Below are 15,394 nucleotides of genomic sequence, written 5' to 3'. Positions count from 1 at the left end.
GGGCTCGGCCAGGGGTTAGAACGCGTAGCGCAGCAGCACGAAGCCGCCCACCAGCAGAACGACGAACAGGATGGCCAGGATGTTCAGGTACTTCTCGATGAAGGCGCGGATGGGGTCGCCGAAATACCACAGCAGCCCGGCGACGACGAAGAAGCGCAGGCCGCGGGCGAGAACGGAGGCCACCATGAAAATCACGAAATCGAGCCCGGTGAGGCCGCTGAGAATGGTGATGACCTTGTAGGGGAAGGGCGTGACGCCGGCGATGAACACCGCCCACGCCCCCCATTCGTTGTAAAGGCCGCGGAATTCCTCGAACTTGCCGCTGTAGCCGTAAAGCTCGAGGAGCGGGCGGCCCACCGCCTCGAAGGCCCCATAGCCGATGGCATAGCCAAGCGCGCCACCCAGGACCGAGGCAACGGTGCAGACGAAGGCGATCCACCAGGCCCGCCGGCGGGCCGCCAGGACCATGGGAATCAACAGGACATCGGGCGGAATGGGAAAGACCGAGCTTTCGATGAACGACACCGCCGCCAGCGCCCAAACGGCGTGGGGGTGGCCGGAAAGCCGCAGGGTGCGGTCATAAAGCGCGCGCAGCAAGAACGTCTCCTCGCCGATGGGTCGGCGCCTCTTTAGCAGGCGGCCGGCGCCGGGGCAATGGCGGCGCCTTCGTATTGACGCTCGGGGGCCGGGGCTGTATTCAGTCGCCAGGTCTGGTGCCGCCCGGATGGCGGAACTGGTAGACGCGGCAGACTCAAAAGCTATAAAACTCAAGCTAAGTTGTTGATTTTAAGCAATTTTGCTGTAGCACACAGCGTAGCACGGTTTAGCACAGGGCGTTTGCGTTTTTCTTTTTTGGTAGGTATAAGCGGCGGTTAGTGCGGGCGTGGCGGAATTGGTAGACGCGCCAGACTCGATTAAGGGTCCCTGTGGGGGAAACTCCGTAGGAGCAGGTGTCAAATTCGGGGAAAGCTTCCAGGTCGCGCTGATGCCAATCCCGAGCCAAGCCCCCAGTTTGGGGGAAGGTGTAGAGACTTAATGGCACCCACCTAAGTCCCCGTGGGGGATATGGTGAAGAGAAAGTCCAGACCACAAACGCCCGTTTGGCGGCGGTGAAAACCGTAGTTGGTAAGCAAAATCTGGTTTCCGCAAGGAAGTGTCGGTTCGAGTCCGACCGCCCGCACCATTCTGCCATAGTGTTAATTATAATGATGGCTAGTTATAATAACGCTAGTCATCATTTTTATTTTCTAAATCATGCCAAGTCTTGTATTTTTTTCTTTTAAATTTGAACTTTTCTGAAACGTTTTCATCAAGTCTTGACGCAATAGTATACAAATTGTTTGCCAATTCCGCGATCGTGTCAAAATCGGCGTGAAATCGCTTCCCGCGTTCATATTTAAATTTCCCTGGAATATCGCCAAGTCTCCTAATGAATATATCGTTCACAATGCCCCTGTTGTGAGTGTATATATTTCTTAATTCGATAGAAAAATTGAGAAATAATTTCTCTTCATCTGAATTAACTAGCTGTATTCCAGTCCTCGAATTTATGAATTTTATAACACCATTTATTCCTCCATACGAAAGTTCGTTTATTTTTCTGTCAACAAGAAAAGACACGAGATTTTTATGGTTAGAAAATCTAAGAACGTCTTCAACTTTTATTTCTTCGCTAGATCTCAATAATTCTGGTCTTTTTATCATGCAATGTTGTATTGTATCAGAAAGATAGCATAAAAAATTATCCGTGGTTCTAATGCACATATTTTCAGAATTTATATTACTAAAAGATTTAAATTTTTTGAACGCGTCGCCATGTTCAAAGTTGTATTCTTTCTTTATGTGTTCGTCATTAACATCAAATCCATCGAGAGCTTTTGTTGCGATAAATCTATTTCTGTCTACGGTTGTAGAAAGATTAAGTCCAAAAAAGAACAGATCGAATGTCATGAAATGTTGTGTATAAAATGTAAATAGCGCCTCTGTGCAGATATCTGAACTGTTCGGCCTATTAGGAAATACCCTTGATTTTGATTGACTGTTGTCTTGTTCGTTTGTCATGGTCACCATTTTTGCCCAACGCTCTCAAGACATCTTGGAAAATCTTACACTTTTTGGATGAGTGATAGAAGGTGTTTGATGTTACTATATTACCACTTGACACGCGGCCATGATTATGGCGGGTGGGCGAAAAAAGAGTCCGCCGCTTCTTCTTTGTTTTCAATAAGTTAGATCACGCGGCAGACTCAAAATCTGTTTTCCTTACGGAAGTGGGAGTTCGAGTCTCCCTCCGGGCACCAAGACCTGCTGAAGTTCCCGCGGCGCCGCAAGGGCGCCGTTTCCTTCAAGAGGGCGGGTCAACTGGCGGCCGGCCGTAGGCCTTGAGGAAGGCGCGGACGACGGCGTCGACGTGGGCGTCCATTTCCTCGGGCAACAAGGCGGGCAGCATGCCGAGCAACCCGCGGAAGCGGTAGTGCCCGGCCAGCATGCCGAAGAAGATGATGGCCGCCTGTCTGGGCTCGTCGACCGCCAGACGGCCCTTCGCGGTTTCCTCTCCGAGGTAGCCGACGAAAGCCCGAGTCGTCCCCTCCATGCCCGACTTGATCACCATGTCGGCCAGCCCTTCGAACTTCGGGGCCTCGGCGATGATCAGGCGTAAGAGGGCGAGGGTCTGGCGGCTGAGCAGGAATTCGAGGATGTGGCGGCCGAAGACGGTAAGGGTTTTTTGGGGGCCGAGATCGCGGGTATGACCATCCAGCAGCGGCCGGCTCATGGCTTCCGAGACGCGGCCGATCACCGCTTCGAACAGCGCGTTCTTGTTGCCGAAGTGGTGATAGACGGTCTGCTTCGACACCTCGGCGGCGACGGCGATGGAATCCATGCTGGTCGCCGCGTAGCCGTTTTCCGCGAAGGCCTCGACGGCGGCGGCAAGGATGGCTTCGTGCTTGCGCGGCGACGGGCGGCGTGAACGCGGGGCGGGGAAGGGGGAAGGCGACGACGTCGGCATGCTCCGTTTCGTCCTTTATGATCGCCACGGCCGGGGCGGGCGAGGATGCCTGTTGACTGCCCGGTCCGAGCGGGATTATATGACAATGGACTGGACGGTCCAGTCTAATTTATGGTTCCGCGGCGGCGAAGGTTCGGCTTTTATGGTGGCAGGAACCTAGCCGCGAGGCGCCGGAATTCCCATGTTGATCGGGCGTCAACAGCGCGGCCGTTTCCGTCGCCCGTCCCGCGAGGTACGTTGCGTTGGGAGTTTTCAACCTGATGGCGTGGGCGGTCCGCTCCGCCTGATCGAGCCGTTCCGGGCGAAATCCGTCGCCGTTATCAGCCAGACAGATCCGGTCATGAAACGCACAGTCATTTTCACTATCGTCTTCCTGCTGCTGGCCGCCCTGGTCGGCGGATTCGGCTATTTCCAGTTCGTCATGAAGCCCGAGATGGTCAAGGGCTTCATGGCCAAGTCGGCGCCGCCGACGGTTACCATCGCCGCCGAGCGGGCGAAGGCCGAGACGTGGACGCCGAAGATTCCGGCGATCGGCACCTTCATGGCGGTGCAGGGCATCGACGTTGCCCCGCAGGTGGGCGGCATCGTCAGGGCCATTCATTTCGATTCCGGCCAGATGGTGGAGGCCGGCGCCCTGCTGGTCGAAATCGACGACTTCGTCGAGCAGGCGGACCTCAAGTCCAACATCGCCGTGCTCAAGAAATCCGAACTCGACCTCGATCGCCAGCGGGAGCTGCTGGCGCGCGGCAATACGCCCCAGACCAGTTTCGATTCGGCCCTGTCGCAGCGCGACACCGCGGCGGCGGCAGTCGAACGCACCAGGGCGGTTATCGCCCAGAAGGCGATCAAGGCGCCGTTCCGCGGCCGCCTCGGCATCCGCAAGGTCAGCCTCGGCCAGTACGTCTCGCCCGGCACGGCGATGGTCACCCTGCAGAAGCTCGATCCCCTGTTCGTCGACTTCCCGGTGCCGGAACAGCGTCTGGACGTTCTTAAGGCGGGCCAGCCCGTCGAGGTTCTGGTCGATGCCTTCCCCGGGGAAACCTTCACCGGCGCCATCGCCTCGATCGATGCCAAGGTGAGCCAGGAAACCCGCAACGTGCTGGTGCGCGCCGAGGTGGCCAACGCCGATCGCCGGCTGCTGCCCGGCATGTTCGCCAACGTCAACGTGCTGGCCGGGGCGCCCGCCCCGGTGGTCACGCTGCCGCGTACTGCCGTCATCTACAGCCTTTACGGCGACAGCGTCTATGCGGTCAAACGGGCCAGCGAGACCGCCACGGCGGAGCGCCGCTTCATCAGGGTCGGCGAGACTCGGGGCGACCGCGTGGCCATCGCCGAGGGCATCACGGCCGGCGACGAGGTGGTGACGACCGGGCAGCTCAAGCTGCAACCCGGCACCTCCATCCACGTCGACAACGCGGCGCCGTTGCAGGCCCGCGCCGAGCGGCCGAGGGAATAGGGCAAACGTCATGTCCTTCACCGATCTTTTCATCCGCCGGCCGGTGCTGGCCTCGGTGGTCAGTCTGCTGATCCTGCTGGTCGGGCTGCAGGCGGGATTCAGCCTGCAGGTCCGCCAGTACCCCGAACTGTCGAACACGACGATCACCATCACCACCGGTTACCCGGGGGCCAACGCCGACCTCATCAAGGGCTTCATCACGACGCCGCTGGAACAGGCGGTGGCCAGCACCGAGGGCCTCGATACCCTGGTGTCGTCGTCGGCGCAGAACACCTCGACGGTGACGCTCAACCTGCGCCTCAACGCCGACGCCGACCGCGCGATGTCGGACGTGCTTTCGAAGGTCAACCAAGTCAAGGGCGTGCTGCCCGAGGAATCGAACGATCCGGTCGTCGTCAAAACGACGGGCGAGGGCCACGCCCTGATGTACATGTCGTTCAATTCCGACGTCATGACCGCGCCCCAGATCACCGACTACCTGACCCGCGTCGTGCAGCCCAAGCTGCAAACGGTCAATGGCGTCGCCAACGCCGAGATCCTGGGCGGGCAGACCTTCGCCATGCGCGTCTGGCTCGACCCCAACCGCATGGCGGCCTTGGGCGTCACTCCGGGCGACGTGCGGGAAGCCCTGGCCGCCAACAACTTCACCACCGCGGCCGGCCAAATCAAAGGCGACTTCGTCCAGACCAGCATCAATGCCGAGACGTCGCTTTCCAGCGCCAACGCCTTCGCCCAGTTGGTGGTGGCCACGCACGGCGACTCGCTGGTTCGCCTTGGCAACATCGCCAAGATCGAGCTGGGGCCGCAGAGCGCCTCGTCGTCGTCGGCCTTCGACGGGCTCAAGGCGGTGTTCATCGGCATCGAGGGAACACCCTCGGCCAACCCGCTCGACGTCATCGACGGCGTACGTGCCGTGATGCCGGAAATCGAGCGGCAACTGCCGGCCGGCTTGAACGGCGCCATCGCCTACGACTCGACCGAGTACATCCGATCCTCGATCAACGAAGTCATCCAGACGTTGGGTGAGGCGGTGGTCATCGTCGTCGTCGTCATCTTCCTGTTCCTGGGCAACCTGCGCACGACGATCATTCCGATCGTCACCATTCCGCTGTCCCTGATCGGCGTCATGATCATGCTGCTGGCGCTGGGCTATACCATCAACCTGCTGACCCTGCTGGCCCTGGTGCTGGCCATCGGCCTGGTGGTCGACGACGCCATCGTGGTGGTGGAAAACATCCACCGCCACATCGAGGAGGGCCTGACGCCCTTCGATGCGGCGCTCAAGGGGGCGCGCGAAATCGCGCTGCCGGTCATTTCCATGACCATCACGTTGGCTGCCGTCTATGCCCCGATCGGCTTCGTTTCCGGCCTCACCGGCGCGCTCTTTCGTGAATTCGCCTTCACGCTGGCCGGCTCGGTCGTGGTATCGGGCATCATCGCGCTGACGCTCTCGCCGATGATGTGCTCCAAGCTGCTGACCGATCTGGAGCACGAGGGACGGTTCACGGAATTCCTTGACCGCCTGTTCAATGGCCTCAAGGACCGCTACCTCCATTGGCTGCACCGGGCGCTCAACTTCCGGGCGCTGATCCTGCTGGTGCTGGTCGGCGTTATGTCGATGACCGGCCTCATGTACGTGACGGCGCCGCAGGAACTGGCGCCCGAGGAAGACCAGGGCATCCTGTTCATGATCGGCAAGGCGCCGCAGTACGCCAATCTCGACTATCTGGAGCACGCCACAGACCACCTGGGGAAGGTGCTGGAAGCCATCCCCGAGAGCGACCACATCTTCACCATCAACGGCATGGAGGGCGCGCATCAGGCGTTCATCGGCTTCCTGCTCAAGCCGTGGGACCAGCGGGAGCGCAGCCAGAAGGAAGTCCTCGCGGACCTGCAGCCGAAACTTTCCGGCATCGCCGACGCCCAGATTTTTGCCTTCCCGCTGCCGTCTCTGCCGGGATCGACGGGCGGGGCGGCGGTGCAGTTCGTCATCACGACCACCGCCGGGTTCGAGGAACTGGCCCAGGTGCTGGCCGACATGCAGGCCGCGGCGGCCAAAAGCGGGCTGTTCCTGTTCACCGACAGCGACCTCAAGTTCGAGACGCCGCAGATCGAGTTCAAGATCGACCACGACAAGGCCAATCGGCTCGGCATCAAGATGGAGGATATCGGCGGCGCCCTGGCCACCCTGCTGGGCGGCAACTACGTCAACCGCCTCAACCTGTCCGGCCGCAGCTACGAGGTCATCCCCCAGGTGCCGCGCGACTACCGGCTGACCGCCGACTGGCTGACCCGCTATCAGGTGAAGACCGAGAGTGGCGCCCTGGTGCCGCTTTCGACGGTCGCCACGATCTCGCAATCCGTTCAACCGAACGCGCTCACCACCTTCCAGCAGCTCAACTCGGCGACCCTGTCGGGGGTGCCGTTTCCCGGCCACACCGTCGGCGAGGTGCTGGACTTCCTGAAGGACAAGGCCGCCGAGATCTTCCCCGAGGGCTACAGCTACGACTTCCAGGGCGAGAGCCGGCAGTTCGTGCAGGAGGGAAGCACGCTGGTCTTCACCTTCGTGTTCGCGCTGGTCGTCATCTTCCTGGTGCTGGCCGCCCAGTTCGAGAGCTTCCGCGACCCGCTGATCATCTTGATCGCCCTGCCGACCTCGATATTCGGCGCCCTGTTGCCGATCACCATCGGCGGCATCATGGGGTTCGCCAGCGTCAACATCTACTCGCAGATCGGGCTCGTCACGCTGATCGGCCTGATTTCCAAGCACGGCATCCTGATGGTGGAGTTCGCCAACGTCATGCAGGAGCAGGGGATGTCGCGCCGCGAGGCGATCGAGCACGCCGCGGCGGTGCGCCTGCGTCCCATCCTGATGACGACGGCGGCCACCGTGCTGGCCATGCTGCCGCTCTTGATCGCCACCGGCGCCGGCGCCCGCAGCCGGTTCGACATCGGCGTCGTCATCGCCGCCGGAATGACCATCGGCACGCTGTTCACGCTGTTCGTGACGCCCGCCGTCTATACCCTGGTGGCGTCGGACAAGCAGGCCCGCAAGGCGGCGAGCGAGCCGGCGGCGCAGCCGGCCGTCCGCCCGTCCTGACCCCGATGCCGCCGGCCCTGCCGGCGATGGGTCTGGCGGGGCCGCCCGGGGCTTCCCATCTTGATGTCGCCGGGGCGACAGAAAGGGGAAGGTCATGAGCGGGTTCGCCTGCAAGGCTTATGGTCCGGTGGTCGATTCGCTCCTGGAAAAGGTGGGGCCGATGCCGCTCGACGCCGGCACGCCCGATGCCGCCGCTGGCGAGCGGCTGCGCCCGCTCACACCCGCCGACCTGTTGGCCGGCCAACCCGTCGCCGATGCCGATGCCACCCGGGCTTGCCTGTCCGCGCTGTGGTTGCGCCTTGGCTTTCTCGACGAATCGCATCGCCTGAGCCAGGGCATAGCGACGCCCGAGGGCAGTTTCTGGCACGCCATCATGCATCGGCGCGAAGGCGACTATGCGAACGCCAAGTACTGGTTCCGGCGCGTCGGCGACCATGCGGTGTTCGCCGCGCTCCGGCAGGGAGCGGAGGGCGCCGCCTTGATGGGCGACGACCCGGCGGCCGGCGCCATCGCCGCCCAGGCGGCGTGGGACCCTTTCGCCTTCGTCGACCTGTGCGAGACCTTCGTTGCCGCTGGCAAGGCCGACGACCGGCTGTGGTGCCAGGTCCAGCGACTCGAATGGGATCTGCTGTTCGACCATTGCTGGCGGGCGGCGACAGGCGCCGGGCGCGCCACGCCCTGAGGGCCGGTCGCGCGGGGAGTGCGTCAGTCTGTAAGTCGGCTATGCGTTGAGAGCGGCCCTCCCGCTCGGCTACGCCAAGCTCGACACCCACCGCCATCGACACCCGCGTTGCCACCGACACCATCCGGGCGGTGTCGAGCCCGCTCGACCGGCTGACGCCGGAGCCAACCGAACAGCGCCGTCACTGCGGGCCATCGCCCGCCATGCCCCTGTTGCGGCGGTGGCGTGATCGTCGTCGAGACCTTCGAGCGGGACGGTTCGCCGCAGGCCACGCCGCCGTTGCAGTCTCGACGGCCGCCGCCACCCCTCCGCCACGGCGAAATCCCCATAGACCGCAATAGGCCCCAGTGGGCCCGCGGGTTTCCAGCCGATGGCGCACGAGCGACGGCGTCGGGCCATTCATTCCCATATTGCATAATGGTAAGACCAATGCTAATAAGACCGACATAAGGTATGTCCTAACATATCGTTTGGTCTCTAGAAGAAGGCGCGTTGCGATGGATGAGGCACAAGAAAGAATCTCGGTCCAGATCTCGATGACGGAATTGGAGCGCCGGTGGAGCGCGGTCCGCCGCGAGATGAAGGCCCGCGGCATCGACATTCTGATCATGCAGAACACCAACCAGTGGCTCGGCGGCTACGTCAAATGGTTCACCGACGTGCCAGGGGCCAACGGCTATCCGATGACGGTGGTCTTTCCCGTCGATGAGGAAATGGCCGCCATCAACTGCGGTCCGTGGATGAGCGAGGAGAGCAAGCTTATCGACCTGAGCGCCCGCGACTGGTCCCTGCGGGGCGTCAAGAACCGGTGGACGGCTCCCTTCTTCCCGTCCCTGCACTACAGCAAGACTTACGATGCCGAATTGATCGTCAAGTACTACGGCAAGCGCGGGAAGATCACCGTCGGCTGGGTCAACCTCGCCCACATTCCGGCCGCCTTCCACAACTACATCGTCAAGCACATGCCACTGGCGACCTTCGTCGACGCCACCGACTTCGTCGACGAGATCAAGGCGATCAAGAGCCCCGAGGAGATCGCCCTGATTCGCCGCTGCGCCGCCCTTCAGGATTCCGCCTTCGAGGTCGCGCTCAAGAATCTGGTGGACGGCAATCGCGATCACGAAGTCATGGCGCACATCCAGTTCCACCTGGAGATGAACGGCAGCGAGGAACAGCTGATCATGGCCGGCTCGGGCCCGATGGGCACGGCGACCGCCATGTTCAAGCGGCACTTCATGAACCGCACCATGCGCAAGGGGGACCAGTTCACCCTGATGATCGAGGCCAACGGCCCCGGCGGCGTCTACTGCGAGTTGGCCCGCACCTGCGTGCTGGGCAAGGCATCGAACGAACTCCAGGACGGCTTCGAGGTGGCCAAGGCGGCCCAGGTGGAGACGCTCAAGCGCCTCAAGCCGGGCGCGGTCCCGGGCGACATTCTGGCAGCCCACAACGCCTTCCTGCGCAAACACGGCTACCCCGAGGAAACTCGCCTCTATTCGCACGGGCAGGGTTATGATCTGGTGGAACGACCCGCCATCCGCGACGACGAAACCATGATCATCCGCCAGAATATGAACATCACGGTTCATCCCATTGTCGCGACCAAGACCTATTTCACCTGGGTCTGTGACAACTACCTGATCACCGAAACCGGGGTGAGCGACTGCCTGCATAAAACGGCGAAGAAGATTTTCGAGGTCTGAGCCAATCGACGAAACGGGTGACTCTTAACAAACAAGCTGATGCTGCGCTTTTTCATTTGGCGACAAGCATGGGAGGAAAGTTATGCAGTCGAAGTTTTTTGTCACGTTACCGACGTTCGTTCTGGGAACGGCGTTGGTTCTTGGCGGCGCACTGACGGGGGGGGCGGCCGCGCAGGCGGCCGGCCCCATCGTCATCAAGGCGGACCAGGGAGCGGCCGCCAGCGGTCCTTGGCAGCGAGCCATGGAGAAGCTCCGCGACATCGTCGAGAGCAAGACCAACGGACAGTTGAAGATCGAGATCTATCCCGACGGCGTTCTGACCAACGGCAACCTGCGGACCACGATCCAGATGCTGCAAAGCGGCGGCATTCAGATGGGCCTGTTCCTGCCGGCCTTCTATGAGGGCTTCGATCCTCGCTGGCAGGTCTTTTCGCTGCCCTACCTCTTCAAGGACAACCAGGCGGCCTACAACACCTGTGACAGCGACGTCGGCCAGTTCATGCTGTACACCCTGGAAAAGAAGAAGATCAAAGGCTTGTCCCTGTGGCAGCAGGGCTTCCGCGAACTGACCACCGCGAAAAAGATCGTCCGGGTGCCGGCCGACATGGCCGGCATGAAAATGCGCGTGATGGGCAGCCCCATGTTCATCTCCATGATCAAGGGCTTCGGGGCCAACCCGACGGCGACGTCGATGGGCGAACTGTTCACGGCGTTGCAGCAGGGGGTCGTCGACGGCCAGGAAAACCCGATCAACACCATCTACCTGCGGCGCTTCTACGAGGTGCAGAAATACCTGACGCTGACCCATCACGTATGGAGTCCGCTGATCCTCGCCATGAGCGGCAGTTTCTTCGACGGCCTTTCCCCGCAAATGCAGAAAATTCTTCTCGACGCGGCCGAAGAGGTAAAGCCCTTCCAGCGCCAGTTCGTGCGCGAGGACGACGAAAAGATGACGACCGAGCTTCGCAAGAAGATGGAGGTCATCGAGCTCACCGATGCCGAGATGAAGGTGTGGAAGGAAGAGACGAAACGGGTCCACGAGGAGGTCGCCGACAAGATCGGGCGCGATCTTGTCAACCGCTTCTATAAGGCGGCTGGCTACTAAAAAAATGGTCTATCGGCCGGGTGGGACGGCAGTCCGCCCGGCCGACCGACGGAGGAGGCGAACCGTGAAGGCTTTGGACGCTACCCTGCTTGGCATCGAAGAGATTCTGCTCAAGGCGCTCTTCGTGATTCTCCCTTTGCTTTGTTTTCTCCAGGTCTTGTCCCGCTTTGTTCTCCACTTCCCCGTTCCCTGGTCGGAGGAGGCGATGCGGGTGCTGTTCATGTGGGCCACCTTCATCGGGGCCAGCCTGGCGGTGAAGCGGGGGGCCCATCTTAGCGTGACCGCGCTGGTGAATACCCTGCCCGAGGCGCCGCGCGAGATTGTCGCCCTGGTCATCGGTCTGCTCTGCGCGGTGCTCTGCCTGTACTTCAGCTACAACGGGCTGGAAGTCTCGATGATGGAGGCGGACAGCGGTGAAACACTGCCGGTTTCCGAACTGCCGACCTACATTTCGTCGCTGGCCATTCCCATCGGTTTCCTGCTGATGGCCGTTCGCTTCGCCCTGGCGGCGATCGAGCGGTGGCAGCGGCGCGCGGCCTAGGGGGGGCGATCATGGAAAACAGTCTCATCCTTCTGGCCGTCTTTCTCGTGGCCATGTTGCTGAGCGTGCCGATCGCCCTGGCGCTGGGCTTCTCCGCGATGCTGGTGATCACCTTCGCGTCAAGCGTGCCGCCGGTCATCGTCATTCAGAACATCTACACCTCGACCGACAACTTCACCCTGATGGGCATTCCCTTCTTCATGCTGGCCGGCAACCTGATGAAGACAGGGGGTGTTTCACGGCGCCTGGTCAACTTCGCCAAGACTATCGTCGGCAGTTTTCCCGGCGGTCTCGGCCACGTCGCGGTCCTGACCTGCACAATCTTCGCCGCCATCTCGGGTTCGGGCCCGGCGACGGTCGCCGCCGTCGGCCTCATCATGATTCCCAACATGATCGAGGCCGGCTATGACGCCCGTTACGCCTCGGCGCTCACGGCCGCCTCCGGCGGCATCGGCGTAATCATCCCGCCCAGCATTCCCATGGTGGTCTACGCGGTGCTGGCCAACGTCTCCATCGCCGGCATCTTTTCGGCCGGCTTCATTCCCGGCTTCCTGATGGCGTTCCTGTTGATGGGGGCGAACTATTTCGTCTCGCGCAAACGCGGCTATCGGGGCGAGGCGGTTCCCCTGACGCTGCCGACCGTCTGGCGGGCCTTCCGCGAGGCTTTCCTGTCGCTCATGATGCCGGTGATCATCCTGGGTGGCATTTACAGCGGTGTGTTTACCCCCACCGAGGCGGCCGGCGTCGCCGTCATCTACGGGTTTCTCGTCGGCGCCCTGGTCTACCGGGAAATCCACTGGAAGGACCTGTCGGAAATTCTCCTCGACTCGGCTGTGATGTCGGCCATTTGCATCGTCATCCTGGGCATGGCGGCACCCTTCGGCTGGATTCTCACCTTCGAGAATTTCCCGATGAAGGTGGCGCAGATGATGTCGGGGTTCTTCCAGTCCCAATTCTCCTTCCTGCTGGTGATCAACGTCTTCTTCCTGTTCTGGGGCTGCGTCATGTCGAGCATGGCGGCGCTGATCATCCTGACGCCGATCTTGCTGCCCATCGTGGCGACCCTGGGCATCGACCCCATCCACTTCGGGATCATCATGATCATGAACCTCGAACTGGGCATGCTGACGCCGCCTTTCGGGGTCAACCTGTTCATCGCCTGCAGCATCTCGAAGATCGGCATCGAGGATATCGCCAAACCGATGGTGGTGTTCATCGCGGCCGCCCTGATCGGTCTTTTCACGGTCACCTACATTCCGTGGCTGGCGCTGGGCGTGCCGCGGCTGTTGGGATTGCTGACATAGGGGGCAACATGCGATAGGTACAAAGATGGAGCCGTCGACGGCCCGCAACGAACGACAAAGGAAAGACGCGATTCCCCTAACCGGACAAAGCAATGGCTAAACCCATCATCTTCGATCCGATCCCGACGCGGCGCATCTTCGAGGAGATCGTCGGCCAGATCCGCCAGCGGATTTACGGCGGGGAACTCAAGCCGGGCGACCGGCTGCCCGGCGAACGGGACTTGGCGGTCCAGTTCGGCGTCGGTCGGACGGTCGTGCGCGAGGCGTTGCGGACCCTGGAGGAAGGGGGGCTCATCCAGATCAAGAAGGGAAGCGACGGCGGGGCCTTCGTAAAGGAAGCCGATTCGTCGGCGGCCACGCGGTCCCTGACGACGCTGATCCATCTGGGCCATATCACCGTCGACGACCTTACCGAGGCCCGGATCTGGCTTGAGTTGGTCGTCATCGAGCATGCGGCCCAGCATCGGACCGAGGAAGATCTTCGTCGCCTGGACGAGAACATTCGGCAGAGCGAGGAAATCATCGAGCAGGGAGTGGTCCCCCGCAAGGTGAACCTGGACTTCCACGTCATCCTGGCGGAGGCGGCGAAAAATCCCATCTTCGTCATGCTCATCGAATCGTTGATGGGCGTGCTGCGGGGATTCCTCGAGGAACAGGAACTGGAGCCGAACCTGGAGTACATCGCCACGGTGTCGGCCAGCCACCGCCACATTTACGAGGCCGTTCGCGACGGCGATCCCGAGCGGGCGAGGCAGGCCCTCCTCGGCCATCTGTTGGACGTCAACGCGCACTTCTCCTCCCTCGCCAAGTAGCCGCGTCTTTCCGTCTGCCTGTTATCACGTGTCCATTCTTCCGCTCTAGGACTCTGTAATGAGTCCTGGTGAAAGCTGAGTCGTGCCGAAAATGAGCGCTTTTATTCGAAAGCACGCCGTGCTGTTCGTTCTCACCGGACTTTACGTCGCCAATTTTGCCGATCGTTCGGTCCTCGCGGTCGTCGTCGAACCGATGAAGGCGGATCTGGGATTGAGCGACGGCGAGATTGGGCTGGTGCAATCCATGCTTCTCTTCTGCCTCCCCATCCTGCTGATCCCCTCGTCGCTGATTCTCGATCTATGGAGCCGCAAGAAGATGATTTTTCTCGTGGCCGTCGTCTGGAGCCTGGGATGTCTGGGAACCGGACTGGCCACAGGCTTCCTCATCCTGCTCCTGGCACGCGTGGTATGCGCCTTCGGCGAAGCCACCTTCGGCCCCGGCGGCACGGCGTGGGTGTCGATGAGTTATCCGGCCGAACGGCGGTCCAGCATGTTGGGCTTCTTCAGCTTGGCCGCACCGCTTGGCATGGCCCTGGGAACGCTGGGTGGCGGCTTCATGGTGATGGCGACCGGCAACTGGCGCAGCCCATTCTTTTGCCTCATCGCGCTGGGGTTCGGACTGGCCCTTTGCGTTCTCGCACTCACCGACTACCGGACCGACGGCGACAGCAAGCGGCCCGACGTTGGACTTTACCTCGCCGAGACTCTCGGTCTCTTCCGCAACCGGACCCTGATGCTGGTCAGCGTAGCGACCGCCTGCTTCTGCTTTATCAAGTTTTCCTACCAAGGGTGGGTTCCGGCCATGCTGGTCCGGTCCTACGGCCTCAGCAGTATGCACGCGGGCGTGCTGTTCACTCTGATGGTCCTGGCCGGGATTCTGGGCCCCATCATCGGCGGCCAGATCGCCGACCGTGCGCAGCGCGGTTCGCCGGTCGGCCGGCCGCGGATTGAGAGCGTCCTGGTGGGCCTGGTGGTTGTCAGCAAGGCGATTTTCTATGGCCTCATGGGTGTCGTTTCGTTGCCGGTTATCGTGGTACTGGGTATCGTTGACAGCATCGTTACCATGGCGCCGATCCCAGTCTATTTCTCGTTGGCCCAGGATGTCGTTTCGGTCCGCCTGAAAAGCATGTCGGTCGGGCTGTTCGGGGTGATCGTGTTTCTGGGCGGGGCCTGGGGTCCGGTGGCGGTGGGGGCACTTTCCGACCTTTTCGGCGGAGGTGCTGCCGGCCTCCGGCTGGCTATGCTGTCGAACGTGTTGGCCGGTATCCTCAGCGTTGGCCTGTTTCTTCTCAGCTGCCGGACCTACGCCGACGACAAGGTGCGCGCGGAGAGGGATGCGCCGACCCCACCATCTGCTTTTGGGTGCGCAAGTCTGGTCGGAAAGGCCCGTTCAGGGGGTGCGCCGGGCACGGGCGACCGCTAGGGGTGGTAAGTCGAATTCAAACGGAGACACCACCGTCGCGCGACGGCGTTTGCATTCTTCGGCGTTTCGCAATATGAAACGGGGGTCTCCCCAGACAATCGACGTTCCTCAACAAGGAGGAGGGTTTCCCTCGCCATGACCGAACAGTCTTTGACTGAGGCGGATCTTGCCGCCCTGCGCAAGCTCGACACGCCGACCGTCTGCAACTGCCTGGAACTGCTGATCCCGCAGCGCCGCGGCTGGGGCTACACGGTGGAGCCG

12 protein-coding genes are annotated in these 15,394 nt (G+C 61.5%); 9 read left to right on the top strand and 3 right to left on the bottom strand.

The window, feature by feature from the left end:
* Positions 1-15: 15 nt before the first annotated feature.
* The 3 genes from ODR01_RS23810 to ODR01_RS23800 all read right to left on the bottom strand — a co-directional run bounded on the left by ODR01_RS23810 (position 16) and on the right by ODR01_RS23800 (position 3,007).
* Positions 16-597 carry a YqaA family protein gene (locus ODR01_RS23810; RefSeq protein WP_316980214.1) on the bottom strand — a complete coding sequence of 194 codons (582 nt, stop codon included), beginning with the start codon at positions 595-597 and terminating at the stop codon, positions 16-18.
* 630 nt (positions 598-1,227) lie between these two features.
* Entirely contained in the window at positions 1,228-1,950 is a 723-nt protein-coding gene (locus ODR01_RS23805) for a hypothetical protein (protein WP_316980213.1), read from the bottom strand.
* Positions 1,951-2,344: 394 nt separating this feature from the next.
* Positions 2,345-3,007: a TetR/AcrR family transcriptional regulator gene (locus ODR01_RS23800; protein ID WP_316980212.1), complete on the bottom strand. Its 663-nt coding sequence runs from the start codon at positions 3,005-3,007 to the stop codon at positions 2,345-2,347.
* A 340-nt stretch (positions 3,008-3,347) separates the two neighbouring features.
* On the opposite strand from ODR01_RS23800, the gene ODR01_RS23795 reads away from it, so the two are divergent.
* From ODR01_RS23795 to ODR01_RS23755, 9 genes are all read left to right on the top strand, one after another.
* Positions 3,348-4,463 (top strand): efflux RND transporter periplasmic adaptor subunit, encoded by a 1,116-nt coding sequence (locus tag ODR01_RS23795; RefSeq protein WP_316980211.1) that lies wholly within the window; start codon positions 3,348-3,350, stop codon positions 4,461-4,463.
* Positions 4,464-4,473: 10 nt separating this feature from the next.
* The gene (locus ODR01_RS23790; protein WP_316980210.1) at positions 4,474-7,563 is read left to right on the top strand and encodes a multidrug efflux RND transporter permease subunit; all 3,090 of its coding nucleotides are present in this window, start codon (positions 4,474-4,476) and stop codon (positions 7,561-7,563) included.
* Positions 7,564-7,657: 94 nt separating this feature from the next.
* Positions 7,658-8,245 carry a hypothetical protein gene (locus ODR01_RS23785; RefSeq protein WP_316980209.1) on the top strand — a complete coding sequence of 196 codons (588 nt, stop codon included), beginning with the start codon at positions 7,658-7,660 and terminating at the stop codon, positions 8,243-8,245.
* A 497-nt stretch (positions 8,246-8,742) separates the two neighbouring features.
* Complete coding sequence (locus ODR01_RS23780) at positions 8,743-9,948, top strand: M24 family metallopeptidase (RefSeq protein ID WP_316980208.1); 1,206 nt, start codon at positions 8,743-8,745, stop codon at positions 9,946-9,948.
* An 82-nt stretch (positions 9,949-10,030) separates the two neighbouring features.
* On the top strand, positions 10,031-11,053 hold the full coding sequence (locus ODR01_RS23775) for a TRAP transporter substrate-binding protein (RefSeq protein WP_316980207.1): 1,023 nt from the start codon (positions 10,031-10,033) through the stop codon (positions 11,051-11,053).
* A gap of 64 nt (positions 11,054-11,117) precedes the next feature.
* Complete coding sequence (locus ODR01_RS23770; protein WP_316980206.1) at positions 11,118-11,594, top strand: TRAP transporter small permease; 477 nt, start codon at positions 11,118-11,120, stop codon at positions 11,592-11,594.
* An 11-nt stretch (positions 11,595-11,605) separates the two neighbouring features.
* Positions 11,606-12,898: a TRAP transporter large permease gene (locus ODR01_RS23765; RefSeq protein ID WP_316980205.1), complete on the top strand. Its 1,293-nt coding sequence runs from the start codon at positions 11,606-11,608 to the stop codon at positions 12,896-12,898.
* 92 nt (positions 12,899-12,990) lie between these two features.
* Positions 12,991-13,710, top strand: a complete 720-nt coding sequence (locus ODR01_RS23760; protein WP_316980204.1) for a FadR/GntR family transcriptional regulator — start codon at positions 12,991-12,993, stop codon at positions 13,708-13,710.
* A gap of 91 nt (positions 13,711-13,801) precedes the next feature.
* Positions 13,802-15,133, top strand: coding sequence for an MFS transporter (locus tag ODR01_RS23755; protein WP_316980203.1), 1,332 nt, complete (start codon positions 13,802-13,804; stop codon positions 15,131-15,133).
* Positions 15,134-15,394 lie beyond the last annotated feature (261 nt).

The sequence above is a fragment of the Shumkonia mesophila genome (assembly GCF_026163695.1).
Classification (GTDB): domain Bacteria; phylum Pseudomonadota; class Alphaproteobacteria; order Rhodospirillales; family Shumkoniaceae; genus Shumkonia; species Shumkonia mesophila.
This window is presented reverse-complemented; position numbering and strand designations above follow the sequence as displayed.

What these genes read in the sequence shown, in the direction of transcription:
- ODR01_RS23805 (WP_316980213.1), bottom strand. Translation starts at nt 1,950, where the DNA reads ATGACATTCGATCTGTTCTTTTTTGGACTTAATCTTTCTACAACCGTA.
- ODR01_RS23800 (WP_316980212.1), bottom strand. Translation starts at nt 3,007, where the DNA reads ATGCCGACGTCGTCGCCTTCCCCCTTCCCCGCCCCGCGTTCACGCCGC.
- ODR01_RS23795 (WP_316980211.1), top strand. Translation starts at nt 3,348, where the DNA reads ATGAAACGCACAGTCATTTTCACTATCGTCTTCCTGCTGCTGGCCGCC.
- ODR01_RS23790 (WP_316980210.1), top strand. Translation starts at nt 4,474, where the DNA reads ATGTCCTTCACCGATCTTTTCATCCGCCGGCCGGTGCTGGCCTCGGTG.
- ODR01_RS23785 (WP_316980209.1), top strand. Translation starts at nt 7,658, where the DNA reads ATGAGCGGGTTCGCCTGCAAGGCTTATGGTCCGGTGGTCGATTCGCTC.
- ODR01_RS23780 (WP_316980208.1), top strand. Translation starts at nt 8,743, where the DNA reads ATGGATGAGGCACAAGAAAGAATCTCGGTCCAGATCTCGATGACGGAA.
- ODR01_RS23775 (WP_316980207.1), top strand. Translation starts at nt 10,031, where the DNA reads ATGCAGTCGAAGTTTTTTGTCACGTTACCGACGTTCGTTCTGGGAACG.
- ODR01_RS23765 (WP_316980205.1), top strand. Translation starts at nt 11,606, where the DNA reads ATGGAAAACAGTCTCATCCTTCTGGCCGTCTTTCTCGTGGCCATGTTG.
- ODR01_RS23760 (WP_316980204.1), top strand. Translation starts at nt 12,991, where the DNA reads ATGGCTAAACCCATCATCTTCGATCCGATCCCGACGCGGCGCATCTTC.
- ODR01_RS23755 (WP_316980203.1), top strand. Translation starts at nt 13,802, where the DNA reads ATGAGCGCTTTTATTCGAAAGCACGCCGTGCTGTTCGTTCTCACCGGA.